Annotated in this window: 16 protein-coding genes and 1 riboswitch; of the genes, 10 read left to right on the top strand and 6 right to left on the bottom strand. The window is 39.0% G+C overall.

Annotated elements, in window-relative coordinates:
* Window positions 1-330 precede the first annotated feature (330 nt).
* Window positions 331-1,245 (top strand): nuclease-related domain-containing protein, encoded by a 915-nt coding sequence (locus QNN06_RS08525; protein ID WP_284037417.1) that lies wholly within the window; start codon window positions 331-333, stop codon window positions 1,243-1,245.
* 605 nt (window positions 1,246-1,850) lie between these two features.
* Here QNN06_RS08525 and QNN06_RS08520 read toward each other — a convergent pair.
* From QNN06_RS08520 to thiT, 5 genes are all read right to left on the bottom strand, one after another.
* A complete protein-coding gene (locus QNN06_RS08520) occupies window positions 1,851-2,309 on the bottom strand; it encodes a helix-turn-helix transcriptional regulator (protein WP_213116716.1) in 459 nt (152 codons plus the stop codon).
* A gap of 119 nt (window positions 2,310-2,428) precedes the next feature.
* A complete protein-coding gene (locus QNN06_RS08515; RefSeq protein ID WP_213116717.1) occupies window positions 2,429-2,587 on the bottom strand; it encodes a FeoB-associated Cys-rich membrane protein in 159 nt (52 codons plus the stop codon).
* 19 nt (window positions 2,588-2,606) lie between these two features.
* Window positions 2,607-4,610, bottom strand: coding sequence for a ferrous iron transport protein B (gene feoB / locus QNN06_RS08510; RefSeq protein WP_213116718.1), 2,004 nt, complete (start codon window positions 4,608-4,610; stop codon window positions 2,607-2,609).
* Entirely contained in the window at window positions 4,611-4,835 is a 225-nt protein-coding gene (locus QNN06_RS08505) for a FeoA family protein (RefSeq protein WP_213116719.1), read from the bottom strand.
* 138 nt (window positions 4,836-4,973) lie between these two features.
* On the bottom strand, window positions 4,974-5,561 hold the full coding sequence (gene thiT / locus QNN06_RS08500) for an energy-coupled thiamine transporter ThiT (protein ID WP_284037416.1): 588 nt from the start codon (window positions 5,559-5,561) through the stop codon (window positions 4,974-4,976).
* Between the two features lie 72 nt (window positions 5,562-5,633).
* Window positions 5,634-5,741, bottom strand: a riboswitch (TPP riboswitch).
* Window positions 5,742-5,907: 166 nt separating this feature from the next.
* On the opposite strand from thiT, the gene QNN06_RS08495 reads away from it, so the two are divergent.
* The 5 genes from QNN06_RS08495 to QNN06_RS08475 all read left to right on the top strand — a co-directional run bounded on the left by QNN06_RS08495 (window position 5,908) and on the right by QNN06_RS08475 (window position 10,246).
* Window positions 5,908-6,462, top strand: a complete 555-nt coding sequence (locus tag QNN06_RS08495; RefSeq protein ID WP_213116721.1) for a GNAT family N-acetyltransferase — start codon at window positions 5,908-5,910, stop codon at window positions 6,460-6,462.
* A 171-nt stretch (window positions 6,463-6,633) separates the two neighbouring features.
* Window positions 6,634-7,941, top strand: coding sequence for a hemolysin family protein (locus QNN06_RS08490; RefSeq protein WP_213116722.1), 1,308 nt, complete (start codon window positions 6,634-6,636; stop codon window positions 7,939-7,941).
* A gap of 148 nt (window positions 7,942-8,089) precedes the next feature.
* Entirely contained in the window at window positions 8,090-8,527 is a 438-nt protein-coding gene (locus tag QNN06_RS08485) for a MerR family transcriptional regulator (RefSeq protein ID WP_284037415.1), read from the top strand.
* A gap of 62 nt (window positions 8,528-8,589) precedes the next feature.
* Complete coding sequence (locus QNN06_RS08480; RefSeq protein ID WP_213116724.1) at window positions 8,590-9,945, top strand: hemolysin family protein; 1,356 nt, start codon at window positions 8,590-8,592, stop codon at window positions 9,943-9,945.
* 115 nt (window positions 9,946-10,060) lie between these two features.
* Complete coding sequence (locus QNN06_RS08475; protein ID WP_213116725.1) at window positions 10,061-10,246, top strand: hypothetical protein; 186 nt, start codon at window positions 10,061-10,063, stop codon at window positions 10,244-10,246.
* Window positions 10,247-10,292: 46 nt separating this feature from the next.
* On the opposite strand, the gene QNN06_RS08470 is transcribed toward QNN06_RS08475, so the two are convergent.
* Window positions 10,293-10,589 carry a hypothetical protein gene (locus QNN06_RS08470; protein ID WP_249366446.1) on the bottom strand — a complete coding sequence of 99 codons (297 nt, stop codon included), beginning with the start codon at window positions 10,587-10,589 and terminating at the stop codon, window positions 10,293-10,295.
* Between the two features lie 230 nt (window positions 10,590-10,819).
* On the opposite strand from QNN06_RS08470, the gene QNN06_RS08465 reads away from it, so the two are divergent.
* The 4 genes from QNN06_RS08465 to QNN06_RS08450 all read left to right on the top strand — a co-directional run bounded on the left by QNN06_RS08465 (window position 10,820) and on the right by QNN06_RS08450 (window position 13,814).
* A complete protein-coding gene (locus QNN06_RS08465; protein ID WP_284037414.1) occupies window positions 10,820-11,125 on the top strand; it encodes a HesB/YadR/YfhF family protein in 306 nt (101 codons plus the stop codon).
* Between the two features lie 140 nt (window positions 11,126-11,265).
* The gene (locus QNN06_RS08460) at window positions 11,266-11,829 is read left to right on the top strand and encodes a DUF3939 domain-containing protein (RefSeq protein WP_217033038.1); all 564 of its coding nucleotides are present in this window, start codon (window positions 11,266-11,268) and stop codon (window positions 11,827-11,829) included.
* Window positions 11,830-11,960: 131 nt separating this feature from the next.
* The gene (locus QNN06_RS08455) at window positions 11,961-13,217 is read left to right on the top strand and encodes a DUF445 domain-containing protein (protein WP_284037413.1); all 1,257 of its coding nucleotides are present in this window, start codon (window positions 11,961-11,963) and stop codon (window positions 13,215-13,217) included.
* 228 nt (window positions 13,218-13,445) lie between these two features.
* Window positions 13,446-13,814, top strand: a complete 369-nt coding sequence (locus tag QNN06_RS08450; protein ID WP_213116729.1) for a cytochrome-c oxidase — start codon at window positions 13,446-13,448, stop codon at window positions 13,812-13,814.
* The last annotated feature ends 65 nt before the right edge of the window (window positions 13,815-13,879 follow it).

The raw sequence follows: 13,879 nt of genomic DNA, 5'->3' as shown, positions 1-13,879 counted from the left end.
ACGCCGCGCATCACAAAGTAACGCAGCCTGTGTTTGAAAATACATAAGTAAAGTGTATATTACAAGGAAATCCCTTCAGGGTTGGCTGCGTTTACATATTCAGTTGATTGATAAATTAAGTGGTTTAAGATAATCATTTTGCAGCCCTCCATTTCCTTTTTTTTCTTACTTTGTAAGATTAACACCAGATGTTTTAAATGTCAATTCCCATTTTTCAGAATTGTCACATCGGCCAATGTTAACAAAATATTCATACATTTGAATTTGCCTTTCTGTAAACTGGAGTAAAATGGAAGATGGGTATTTAATAAATTTGAAAGGATGTGGACTATGCCTACACCGAAAAAATCCCGCCAAGAAACAGAGGAGTTACTTATATTACGTGCCTTAAACCTGCGTATGAAACTTTCTGACAAAGACAGGAGAAAGTATTACGCTCTTGAAAAAGGCTATCAAGGAGAAGTGATGTTTGATGTTTTAACCGAAGGATTGAAGAATAACTGCATCGTATTAAATGGCTTGCTCTTTAAATTGAAGGAAAAGCACTTTCAAATCGATACTATTATTATTTTTCAAAAAACGATTTACCTGATTGATGTTAAAAATTTTGAAGGAGACTATATTTATAAGTCTGACCCCGACCGTTTTTGTAAAAATGATACTGAAATTGACGACCCTATCCTTCAATTGTTTCGAAGCGAGTCAAAACTACGGCAGCTTCTCGATGAGTACAGATTTAATTTGATGGTTGAATCCTACGTGGTTCATATTAACCCCACGTTCACCTTATACAATGCTCCTCAAAACAATCATGTTATTCTCCCAACACAAATCAATCGCTTCATAAGAAAATTAGAAAATATCCCATCAAACCTGAATGGCGGCCTTGAGAGGTTGGCAGACCTGTTAATTTCTTTGGATCAAGGTGATTATCCTAATGCTCCAAAGCCCGCTTATAGTTATGAGGAGCTGAAAAAGGGTCCTTATTGTTCGAAGTGCCACTCATTTTCGGTTTCTGTGGGGGAGAGGAAAATGGTATGTAATACTTGTGGGTGTGAGGAGCGTTTGGAATCTGTGGTGCGGCGGTTCGTGAGGGAGTTAATTTTGCTTTTTCCGGAGAGGCAGATTACGACAAGTGAGGTTTATGAGTGGTGTGGGTGTGCAGTCCCGAGAAAAACGATTGGAAGAGTACTAAAACAGAACTATAAGGTGATGTCATCTGGAAAATGGACTTATTATGTATAAATGGGAAAGGTGCATGGCAGACTTTTTCTTCAACCAAGATCTTGGTTTTTAATGCGATTTCGGTAGCTTACACCATTTTTATAATACAGAATTTTTGATTTTCCTGGTTGCGGTAGCATATACCCTTTTTATGCTACCCAACTCTTCGTTCTTTCGTTGTTTCGAACTCATATACCTTTTCTATGCTACTCAACTCTTGGTTCAATCGACATTTCGGGCTCATAGACCCTTTCTATGCTACCCAACTCTTCGTTCTTTCGACGTTTCGGGCTCATAGACCCTTTCTATGCTACCCAACTCTTTGTTCTTTCAACGGTTCGGGCTCATAGACCCTTTCTATGCTACCCAACTCTTTGTTTTTTCAACGGTTCGGGCTCATAGACCCTTTCTATGCTACCCAACTCTTCGTTCAATCGACATTTCGGGCTCATATACCCTTTCTATGCCACCTAACTCTTCGTTCTTTCGATGGTTCGGGCTCATAGACCCTTTCTATGCTACCCAACTCTTCGTTCTTTCGATGGTTCGGGCTCATTTACCCGACCATAGAACAATCCCCAAAAAAGAAAAAGACAGCCACCCACGGCTATCCCATCTTCATGTATTTAGTCTTCATCTTTAGACAATTCCTTGAACCGCTGCTTAGAAAGCTTTTCGTCAAAGCTGCTAAAAATACGGTAATTTCCCCCATCCAAGATCCGAAAATGCTTGCTTAGAATATTCTGCTGGAGCATGAATCCGTTCTTCTTTAAAACGACCCGCCACCAGACCCGGCCGCCAAGTGTTTTGGCTTTCCGATAATCGATCCCTTCTCTTGCTACCGTTTCAAGTACTTCGAGGGGCTCGTTTCCAAATAAAAATTGGACCGTTTCCGTTTCACGAAATAAGGCACAAACAGAAACTACCGTTGACCAGTTGGCAAGAACTCTTCCTTTTTCAATCTGTACAAGGGTTTTCTTAGAAACACCAATAATATCTGCCATTTTATCCTGAGTATAGCCTGCTTCAGTCCGGATTAGCCGCAATTTCTCTGAAACATTCTGAATAATTTCATCTCTGGTCATACAAAGCCCTTCCTTCAATAACATCTAGTGTAATTTTACACAAGTTTTCCCAATTTTAAAAGTAATAAGGGTATTCACATAAAAAAAACTGCTATCCCATATAGATAGCAGTTCGTTCATTACCTATTGATTTCTGGCGGTACACTACATCCGCCGGAGCAAGATTTGTTCAATTCGCATGCAGCGCATTTACCTTGTTTCGAGCGGTTAATAAATCGTACAAGAGCCCAAGCGGCATATCCAAAAATAGCAACTCCAATAACAATGCTAGCAATCATAGAATTTCACTCCTTTTGTTTATACCAGACCAAACAGCTTGCCGCCCTGATAAATAATCAGCGATAAAACATAAGCAATGACTAAAGCATAGCCGATCGCGAAGGCTGTCCATTTTTTTGAACCTGTTTCTTTATAAATGGTTGCGGTAGTGGCCAAGCATGGAATGTACAATAAAATAAAGACCATAAAGCTGTAAGCAGCAAGCGGTGTATAGTAATTGGCTAGCAGCCCCTGCAGACTTGAATCACTCGGCACAAAATAAATAATGTTCATGGTCGAAATGATTGCTTCTTTGGCAAGGAAGCCGGTAATTAAGGATGCTGCCGCCTGCCATGTTCCAAAGCCAATCGGTGCTAAAATCGGTGCAATGACACCACCGATTGCTGCAAGGAAACTGTCATCCATCTCCACCTTCAAGCCGCCCGGTCCTGCATAGGATAAAATCCAAATGAAAACGGAACCGGCAAATATAAACGTACCTGCTTTCCGAACAAAACCCTTGCCTTTATCCCAGGTGCTTCTCCATAAGGATTGAAACTGCGGCAGCCGATATGGCGGCAATTCAATGACAAATAAGGAAGTCTGCGATTTTAACATGGTCGATGAAAAGAGTTTTGCTAAAATTAACGCAACCACAATCCCTAATACATATAAGCTTAAGACAATAAAAGCTTTATGGGCTGCAAAAAATGCCCCGACAAATAAGGCATACACTGGCAGACGAGCCGAGCAAGACATTAACGGTGTCAGCAAAATCGTTAACAGCCGTTCGCGCGGTGTTTCGATCGTTCTTGCCGCCATGATGCCTGGAACATTACAGCCAAACCCAATCATCATTGGGATAAATGCTTTCCCGTTCAAACCAACCGATTCCATAATTCTGTCCATAACCAGCGCGACGCGGGCCATATAGCCGGAATCCTCTAATAACGATATGAAAAAGAACAAAATAAAAATCTGCGGTACAAAAACAAGAACACCGCCAACCCCGGCAACTAATCCTTCAATAATCAGCGCATGAATAAAGGCGGACGCATGGACAGCCGTCAGGGCGTTTTCAATACCTGACGCAACCGGTCCAGTCAATAACCCATCAAGTGCATCAGACATCGGTGTCCCAAGCCAGTCAAACGTCAGCATAAACATTAAATACATTAGCAATAAGAAGATTGGCATACCAAGATATTTATTGGTGACAATGCTGTCAATTTTTTCAGATAATGGTACGACACCATCACGTCTACTCGTTGTTTCAGCGATAATTGTTTCAATCGCTGCTTTTCTTTTCATATAAATAAAGTTTGGTAACGTTTTAACCTCATACGATTTCTTGATGGACTCTTCCAATTTAGCTGAAATAGCCTGAAGTTTTTCGCCATCCACAATTTGCGTAACGTAATTTTTAACGTATTCATTTCCTTCAAAATACTGAATCGCCAAAAAGCGTTTTGAATGCTCTGTTTTCCCAGCCAGTTCCTGAGATAGATCGGCAATTGCCTTTTCCACTTCCACGCCATAGTTTACAAGGTTCTTTTTCACCGGCGTAAATGATTTTGTGGAAATAGTATCAACCAATTGGTCACAGCCCTTACCACTTCTGGCGACAACCGGGACAACCGGGACACCCAATTTTTCCGAAAGTTTCTTGGCATCAATCATAATCCCACGCTGGCTAGCAACATCAATCATATTTAAACCAATTAAGAGCGGTTTTTCAAACTCCAGCAGCTGCATGGTTAAATGTAGATTCCGTTCTAATTGAGATGCATCCAATATATTCAATAGCCGATCCACGGAATCGTTTAGAAAAAAGGAAGTGACGACTCCCTCATCTCTTGAAAGCGGGTTTAGTGTGTAGACACCCGGTAAATCTATTAATCTGCCAATATTATTTTTGAAAACGCCAACTTTCTTTTCAACCGTTACTCCGCTCCAGTTGCCGACATACTCATAGGATCCAGTGAGGTTATTAAACAATGATGTTTTTCCAGTATTCGGGTTTCCAATTAGAGCAATTTCCATTTATATTCTCTCCACTTCAATCTGGACGGCTTCCTTGCGGCGGATACCGACGCATTGACCGCAGGACTCAATCATAATCGGGCCGCCAAAAGGCATAACACATTTCACACATATTTCCGATCCTTCGGTTATTCCTAAATCAAGCAAACGTCTTTTCACAAGGTTGCCGACATGGGAAATATCTACGATTTTCCCCTTTTCCCCTGCTTTCAATGATGTAAACATATATTATCACCCAATCCATTGTAATTGAGAATGATTATCTTTCTATATTGACATTTTACACCTAAATTTCAAAAAAAAATATATAAATTGTGACAAAAAAAGAAAAAAAGAAAAGCACGAGGCTTTTCTTCATTAATATTATTGATATTTAACAACCATTCTTTTCGGCATAGCGGCAAGGACTAAAACAACGATTATGGCACTGATGATAGAGTTTGGAAGCATATAGGTCCCATTATAAATCAAGGAATACACAGCAACCGGTTGTCCTTTAGGGGCATACTCGCCAAAGAAAGCAATTCCTGAATACACATGGCAAATATATCGAAGCAAGCTTCCTAAGAACGTTCCAAGGATAGAATAGACCATCCAGCTTCCTTTATTTCCCTCCTCAAGAGAATTCTTAACCTGGCGGGCAAAAATTCCGGCAAAACCGAGAACCGTAAACGCAATAAAATAATCGATAATTCCCTGAATAATTGTGTAGATTTGCGCAAAACCAAGAATGAATTGCAATAATCCCAACAAGAAGCCAGTTAATAAGCCACCCTTAATTCCCCAGCGATACGCCATAATAAAGACCGGAACCATCGCAATGGAGATTGATCCTCCTTGTGGCCAAATTTTCAAGGACAAAATACTTGCAGCTAAGTCTAATAAATAAGCAAGTGCCGAAAAGACGGCAACCTCTGCGATAAAACGTGTATTGCTTCCATTTTGATTCACACCATTTTCCCCCTTGTTTATAAAAAATAAAAAAGCAATGCAGGACGTAAGGATTGTCTGCATTGCTTTTTAATATCGGCAAAACCACATCCCTACGCTAGCGTTAACTAACAGGTTCATAGGGTCAGAACTCGAACGTTCACTCTCAGCCGCTTATGCGCAGCTCCCCCTGTGGACTATTTACTTGTTTACATAACGAATGATACTACTGATTAAAAGGTTTGACAAGGAAATTATTACAAGCGTGTTGTAAATCCGGAACTATTTTTTTCAAAAAAAAAACATCATCACAGCCCAAATCCAATTTGCATAGTATGTAGTAAAAATTTTTCAGGAGTTATGACCTATGTTTACTTTAAAGGCTGACCATGAAATTGAACTTCTTGTCTTTCAACGCCAGCATGCTTTACAGCTTTATCAGCTTGTCGAGAAGAACCGTGACCACTTGCGAACATGGCTTCCCTGGGTCGATAGCATGACCACTCCCTATCAATTCGAAACTGTGATCACTCATTGGCTGAATCAATTGGCCGAGGGTAACGCCTGCAACCTTGGCATCCTCTACAAAGGAAAGCTTGTTGGGTCAATAGGACTTCATCAAATTGACTGGTACAATAAAATGGCCAGCATCGGTTATTATTTAGCAAAGGATGCAGAAGGTCATGGGATTATGATCCGCTCTGTTCATGCCGTGCTTAATTATGCATTTTTAGATTTAGGCTTAAACCGGATTGAAATCCGCTGTGGCGTAAAGAACATCAGAAGCCGGGCTATTCCCGAAAAACTAAGATTTCGGAAAGAAGGTATATTAAGGGACGGAGAACATTTGAACGATTATTTCCATGATATTATCGTGTACAGTATGCTCGCCCGCGAATGGCAGCAGCCCCCCTCATATTAAACCCCTTTCACCAGCTGCCAGATGGCGGCTTTTATATTGGTTTGTTCATTAATTTGCTCAAGAAGCATTTTTTTGAAATAATAAAACTATACACAAATACGGGAAGGCCGTAAGAAGAAAAAGATTATTTTGTAAGTGAGGTGGCATACCTTACGCATCGTAAGGTCCCCAATGATTTGGATAAATATCTTGATAATAGCTCTGCTCATACTATTTACTGCATTTTTTGTCGCATCAGAATTTGCGATCGTCAGAGTACGGACAACCAGAATCGACCAATTGGTTGCCGAAGGCAATAAAAAAGCCGAAGCCGCCAAGAAAGTCATTTCCAATTTGGATGGATATTTATCGGCCACTCAGGTCGGAATTACGATTATTTCGTTAATCTTGGGGTGGCTTGGCGAACCCACAATTCGAATGCTGTTAAAACCTATCTTGGATTGGCTGCAAATTCCGGCTTCACTGGGACACATAATTTCCGTTATTTTTTCGTTTATTGCCATCACCTTTGTCCATGTGGTCATTGGTGAATTATCGCCAAAAACGTTTGCAATACAAAAGTCGGAGGAAATTATCCTGCATGTTGCCAAGCCTATGATTTTGTTTTATAAGCTAATGTACCCGTTCATATGGGCGTTAAACCACTCCGCTCGTTATGTTACGGGACTGTTTGGGATTAGACCAGCCTCGGAAAATGATATCGTCCTTTCCGAAGAAGAATTACGGCTAATTTTATCGCAGAGCTATAAGAGCGGTGAAATTAACCAGTCGGAATATAGCTACATGAATCGGATTTTTGAATTTGATGATCGCATCGCCAAGGAAATTATGGTGCCGCGGACGGAGGTCATCACCTTTTCCAAAGATGCCTCTCTTAATGAAATTATTGAAACTGTCCAGGAAGAAGGATACACCCGTTATCCCGTCATTGATGGGGATAAGGATAACATTTTAGGTGTCGTCAATATCAAGGAGGTGCTGACCGACTGCATCCAGCAGAAATGCAGCGGCGAAGAACCGCTTGCTACTTACATAAAGCCTGTTATACATGTGATTGAAACTATCCCGATTCAGGAACTGTTAGTAAAACTGCAAAAAAACCGCTCTCATATGGCGGTTCTATCCGATGAGTATGGCGGTACAGCCGGGGTTGTCACGGTCGAGGATATTTTAGAAGAAATCGTCGGGGAAATCAGGGATGAATTTGATTTGGATGAAGTACCCCTTATTCAGAAAAAGGGTGAGAATCATTATATTTTAGATGGGAAAGTCCTCATCAGTGAGGTCAACGATATTTTAGGCACTACCCTCGAGGACGATGATGTTGATACCATTGGCGGATGGTTTTTGACCCAAAAATTTGATGTCCAAAAAGACGATACACTCGAAAGAGATGGCTTCACCTTTCAAATCAAAGAAATCGACGGCCACCATATCGGCTATATAGAAGTAAAAAAATTGCCAGCGTCTCCCGAATAAGGAGACGTTTTTTATTTTTTTATAATATTTTGACATTAGTATTCATATTACCTATAATTCACCATAAAATATAGTTAACAATGCCTATAATAACCGAAACGTTTGACTGTACGGTTTAAATTCTCTATAATATTGTTAATTTATATATATGTCGAGGTGGTATGATGGGGCTGTCTATCGAATTGGCGAATTAGCGGAAAGAGCAATGGTTTCCAAGAGAACAATTGATTACTATACGTCTATTGGACTGCTCAAAGCAGATCGATCTAAGTCCAATTACCGCATCTATACGGACGAATCATTACATGATTTAAAATTTATCGAAGAATGCAAGAGTTTGCATTATCCATTAGACGAGATTAAAAGAAAACTAGAAATGCGCAAAGCAGCAGGCAGCATTCAGGCTTCAGAAGTGGAAAAACATGTGTGTACGCTGACCCAGCAAATGCTCAAGCTACACAATGATTTATTTGACATCATCCCATTTATTGAAAAATTGGATGAAAAGCAAAAAGAGACGCTGACGAATAACCTAAGTCTGCTTAGAACAGCATTATTGAAATCGCTTTTAAAGGTTTCAAGTTAATCTTTGAAAATACCAGGAGGTGACTACCTTACTCGTCTAAACAACGAGTTAAGGGAACTTATTTGGACATATTTAATTTGGTTTTAATAGCCATTTTAATAGCATTAACTGCTTTTTTTGTAACTTCAGAGTTTGCGATTGTGAAGATTAGGAGTTCAAGAATCGATCAGTTAATTGAAGAAGGAAGTTCGAAGGCCGTTTCAGCCAAAAGAGTGATTTCAAATTTAGATGAATATCTTTCTGCCTGTCAGCTTGGAATTACCATCACGGCTCTTGGGTTAGGTTGGATTGGGGAATCAACGATTGAACATTTGCTTGGTCCTCTCTTCATTTCATTGAATCTTCCCGACAATGCTGTAAAAATATTATCCATTTCGATTGCATTTGGAACAATTACATTTTTACACGTCGTAGTCGGAGAACTTGCGCCTAAAACATTGGCCATTCAAAAAGCAGAATGGATAACACTTAAGGTAGCTCGCCCGCTCATTCTCTTCTATAAAATTATGTACCCGTTTATTTGGGTATTGAACGGATCCGCTCGAATCATTTCGAGAATCTTTGGGCTTAAACCTGTTTCCGAAAATGAAATCGCTCATACGGAGGAAGAGCTTCGAATTATCTTATCGGAGAGCTATAAAAGTGGTGAAATTAACCAATCAGAGTTCAAGTATGTAAATAAAATATTTGATTTTGATAATCGAATAGCAAAAGAAATTATGGTACCGCGGACCGAAATCGTCTCATTGTCTAAGGATGACTCGCTTGATGCCTTTTTATCAACGATCCGGGAAGAAAAATTCACCAGATATCCTGTAATCGATGGGGATAAGGACCATATCGTTGGGATTGTCAACGCCAAGGAAGTCATGACAGATTTTATTGGAAACGAACAGCTTTCGGCACAAACTCTCGAAGGCTACATCCGTCCTATCATCCGTGTAATTGAAACGATCCCTATTCATGATTTGCTTGTAAAAATGCAAAAAGAGCGAATGCATATGGCGGTTTTAATGGATGAATACGGTGGAACTTCAGGTTTGGTAACGGTAGAAGATATCCTTGAAGAAATTGTCGGGGAAATTCGCGATGAATTTGATATGGATGAGATTCCTGAAATTCGCAAAATCAAGGAAAATCATTATATTATTGATTCAAAGGTTTTAGTGAGCGAAGTCAATGATTTATTGGGCGTCGAAATTAATGACGAAGATGTTGATACTATCGGCGGCTGGATTTTAACCGAGAATTACGATGCCAAAGAAGGCGACATTATTGCACATGAAACGTACACTTTTAAAATTATTGAAATGGAAGACCATCATATTAAATATATAGAAGTCATGAAAAGTATAAACGACGGTGAACCAACAAACCTCAAGCAGGTGTCTTTATCCAACTCGGAGGTTCTGTACTGACATAATATAAACAAACCTGCAAAAGGTTTGTTTTTTTTGTCCTTTTAATCAGGACAATTGACTCATTCCAACATTTGTCTTGCCTGCATATCCTGCTAACAAGGAGGGGATAAAATTGAACCAAACAGCTATTCTTTTCTTGGCCTGTATTTTGGCTGGCTTCGCCTTAGTTAAAATGCCGACCATTTCATTTTTAGCTAGCCTGTCATCATTATTTCATGTTATCGGTGCACTTGCCATTCTTATCTTCGCACTTGCAACACTTTACCTTGGTGCTAAAGCTTTCTTCAAAAAGCTGTAAGCGCATTCGCCTCTGGATAGAAAAAGACCAGTGTCCCTGGTCTTTTTTATCTTGACTTTAAAATCAAAGTTTCTTCTTCTACTTTTGCAATTTTAATAAGGTGGGAATCAAGACGGCGATTGATATGCTGGATATCATTTTTTTGCGATTCCTCGATCCGTTCTAAAACTTCTTTAATATCAGATAAATCGATTTGGTTAACAGCGACGCGATGTTCTATACTATCCATTTTCTCTAATCTTGAAAGTCTTTTTTCAATGTTTTCTAAAGTTTTGTTAAAAGTATTTATTAGAGACTTCATGTCATTTACATTCTCATTTAATTTCTCAAATTGCTTTTCCATCAACAACATCCCCTTTCATGTGGTTATCATATCACCATTATCACCATAAAGATGTTACAAAAACAGTAACTCTATGATCATTTTTTAAAAATGAATTTTTTATTACAATTAACCCTGAAAATAGCTTCATGTGAATATTATCATAGGCAATTTTCAAGAAAAAACGTAACCTTTTAGTAAAGATATTTCTTTAGAATTGTCACCTCATTAGAAAAGGTTGGTGTTTGAATATGTTGATTTCTATTGATGAAAAAGCAGTAACGTGGTTTGCAGGAGAATTCGAATACAAAAGGCCCTTTAGCGTTCGTCTGTTCCCGCAATATGCCGGCTTTGGCGAAAAGCACAAAGGCTATAGTCTTGCATTTTCAATTGAAACACCAGCAAACTCTGGGTTCTCGAAAGAAGTTAATGGAATGAACTTCTATATAGAAGAAAATGATTTATGGTTTTTTGAGGATACCGAAACCTATTTATCCGTTGATGATTTCCTTAAAGAGTTACACGTTATATACAAGGATGTAAATTTCGCAAATTAATCTCACTAAGAGCATATGAAAAGGTATCCTGCTGGATACCTTTTCATATTTTTCAAAACCCCTCGACATTATCACCAAAAAATGGCAGAATTTTATAAGATGAAATATTAAATGTTAATAATACTTCTAAATAGGGAGGCATGGATATTATATTAATTTATATTATCTTAGGACTTGGAGTAGGCGGAGCAGCAATTTATTTATTCTTAAAACTTACTAGTCACAAAAAGGAACTAAAGGTTCCAGTCAATGGTACAACGAAGGAAAGACAATATCCGATTATAGGTGCAACGTTAGAAGATATAAAAAAAACTGTTCATGATTTTTCTAACAGCTTACCCAAAGGGGTATACAGAACCATTCTTGTTAAAGAGGATAACAGCATCGATTTTAAACAGCTTGCCCATCTTCTTGGCGGGATACCTGAAAGAAAATACTTTATGTCGAAGGAAACCTATGACATATTTGAAGAACACGAAAAGCATATCCCGGGGGAAATGGACATTGTCCAAAAAGCAGTCGACCTATATGTCAAGGAGCACAATGAATATCCGATGCTGCCGTTTGACCCGGAGCACAGGGTAAATTATTATCAGCTAATCCAGGACAAATATTTAAAATCAGCTCCAGAAATACAATTCTATATTACTGATTTAGACGGGTTGATTACCCACAAAAAACCCGCGAAAAAAACCTCCTCTTAAGTCAATGAGAAGGTTTTTTTCTTTCTTAACAAGAATAGGTTTTTTAGATAGGTTTTTTTTGCTTTTTTTTCTACAATATTGAGATAATAGCAATATGACTTTATCTTTATGAAAAAATGAGGGGTAAAATAATGGGTAATAAGAAAACAAATACACGACATCTAGCTACCATTTCATTAATTATTATGGCAGCCGGGTTTCTTGCTACAATTCCAATGCCGCAATCCATTTGGAGAACTGTTCTCCAAGGCGGTTTTGAAGCAGGGCTGGTAGGGGGCCTTGCCGACTGGTTTGCCGTGACGGCACTTTTTCGGCATCCGCTAGGGCTGCCCATCCCACATACTGCGCTTTTGCCGAAAAATCGCAGTAAAATTATCGCAAAAATCATCTCGATGCTGGAAAATGATTGGCTGACGAAAGAAAGTATCCAGCAGAAAATAAACAATTTCCAGTTCACTGAGAAAATTTTTTCACTCATCAATGAGGAAATACACGGAAATAATCTAAAAAAGAATAGCATAAAGGTTATTAAACATTTAATTAAGATGGTAAACCTGCAAAAAGTTGCCCCGGCCATTGAAAAGGAGCTTAAATCCCAACTGAATAGCTTAGATACAAAGCATTATCTCCCCCTTCTTATTGACCAGGTTACAGTCCGAAAATATGATGAAAAAGCACTGGATTTGGTTCTGAAGGAAATTGATGTTTGGGCCAAAAAGGATAGTACTAAATATCGGCTCGGCGGAATTGCCGTGGACATGATTGAAAATATTCCAGCCGACGGCATTATGCAGTTTGCGATACGTTCATTTAGCAATCTCGTGAATGAGGAAAAGCTGGGCAATATTATCCAGAATCTAATCATTAAGGGTGTCGATAGCTTTCGTGACCCCTTTAACCAAAACAGGCAAACCCTATTGATTCACATCCATCAGAAACTTGAGAGCCTGAAAAGTGACGAAAAAATGTATGAAGAATTGGAACGCTTTAAATCCCAATTGATAGCAAAATGGGAACCTGGAGAAAAAATCAACGAATTCTTGGCGAATGCTCAAGCTAAGGCACTGGATTTTGTTGAAGACCCTATTTTCTACGATGAATATCTTCTTCCTTTCATAAAGGAAGGACTAAGTGAATTCGGTTCAGATCAGGAAAAGATGGGGCAGCTTGAAGCTTGGATTAAATTGCAAATTGCCGGGTTTGTTGATAAAAACCATTCCAAAGTCGGAAAACTGGTCGAAGAAAATCTTGAAAAGCTGGATAATAAAACGCTCATCCACATGATTGAAACTAATGTAGGAAAAGACCTGCAATGGATTCGGGTAAATGGAGCATTGTGTGGTTTCCTCATCGGGCTGGCACTAGTGGGAATTAAAGCGTTATTTTAAATGAAAACTCGCCGATTGGCGAGTCCGCTAGGACGGTTCATGAGGCGTAGTTGAATTTATACTTTCTTATTAGCTAAAATAGAAAGCACCTTTTTTTAGGGTGCTTTTTTTCCATTACTTTAGTCCCTCAAAAATCCGTTCAAGTCCTAGTAAATGATGGTTCTATAATGAAATAGACCTACATATTTACTACTATAGTCATTATTTTTAAGGGAGGTAGGTAAGAAAATGGGTGTTAAGTTTATTAAAGTTTCTGTGTGCTACTTTGTCATTGGGGTATGCCTCGGAATGTACATGTCGATGACGGAAAACTTTAATTTTACTCCAGTTCATGTCCATATTAATTTATTAGGATGGACAGCGATGACGCTTGCCGGTCTTATTTATGTTGCCTTTCCTCAAGCCGCGGAAACCACATTGGCAAAAGTTCACTTCTGGCTTCATAATATTGCCCTTCCTGTCATGATGATCTCACTGGCACTGCTCGTTTCAGGTAATGAGTCTGCCGGTCCAGGTGTTGCTACTGGCGGAACATTAATGGTACTCGGTATTATCCTTTTTGCCATCAATATCCTTAAGAATGTAAAAGCAAATTAATATTCTGGCTTAACAAATTAAATTTCCTGCATTTATTCTGATAGTCCTTCTAAAATTTCAATAAA

This window comes from Neobacillus sp. 114, assembly GCF_030127045.1.
Lineage (GTDB): Bacteria > Bacillota > Bacilli > Bacillales > Cytobacillaceae > Neobacillus > Neobacillus rhizophilus.
Note: the sequence above shows the minus strand (reverse complement) of the source record. Positions and strands in the feature narration are given on the sequence as shown.

What these genes read in the sequence shown, in the direction of transcription:
- QNN06_RS08525 (WP_284037417.1), top strand. Translation starts at nt 331, where the DNA reads ATGCCTACACCGAAAAAATCCCGCCAAGAAACAGAGGAGTTACTTATA.
- QNN06_RS08520 (WP_213116716.1), bottom strand. Translation starts at nt 2,309, where the DNA reads ATGACCAGAGATGAAATTATTCAGAATGTTTCAGAGAAATTGCGGCTA.
- QNN06_RS08515 (WP_213116717.1), bottom strand. Translation starts at nt 2,587, where the DNA reads ATGATTGCTAGCATTGTTATTGGAGTTGCTATTTTTGGATATGCCGCT.
- feoB (WP_213116718.1), bottom strand. Translation starts at nt 4,610, where the DNA reads ATGGAAATTGCTCTAATTGGAAACCCGAATACTGGAAAAACATCATTG.
- QNN06_RS08505 (WP_213116719.1), bottom strand. Translation starts at nt 4,835, where the DNA reads ATGTTTACATCATTGAAAGCAGGGGAAAAGGGGAAAATCGTAGATATT.
- QNN06_RS08495 (WP_213116721.1), top strand. Translation starts at nt 5,908, where the DNA reads ATGTTTACTTTAAAGGCTGACCATGAAATTGAACTTCTTGTCTTTCAA.
- QNN06_RS08490 (WP_213116722.1), top strand. Translation starts at nt 6,634, where the DNA reads ATGATTTGGATAAATATCTTGATAATAGCTCTGCTCATACTATTTACT.
- QNN06_RS08485 (WP_284037415.1), top strand. Translation starts at nt 8,090, where the DNA reads ATGTCGAGGTGGTATGATGGGGCTGTCTATCGAATTGGCGAATTAGCG.
- QNN06_RS08470 (WP_249366446.1), bottom strand. Translation starts at nt 10,589, where the DNA reads ATGGAAAAGCAATTTGAGAAATTAAATGAGAATGTAAATGACATGAAG.
- QNN06_RS08465 (WP_284037414.1), top strand. Translation starts at nt 10,820, where the DNA reads ATGTTGATTTCTATTGATGAAAAAGCAGTAACGTGGTTTGCAGGAGAA.
- QNN06_RS08460 (WP_217033038.1), top strand. Translation starts at nt 11,266, where the DNA reads ATGGATATTATATTAATTTATATTATCTTAGGACTTGGAGTAGGCGGA.
- QNN06_RS08455 (WP_284037413.1), top strand. Translation starts at nt 11,961, where the DNA reads ATGGGTAATAAGAAAACAAATACACGACATCTAGCTACCATTTCATTA.
- QNN06_RS08450 (WP_213116729.1), top strand. Translation starts at nt 13,446, where the DNA reads ATGGGTGTTAAGTTTATTAAAGTTTCTGTGTGCTACTTTGTCATTGGG.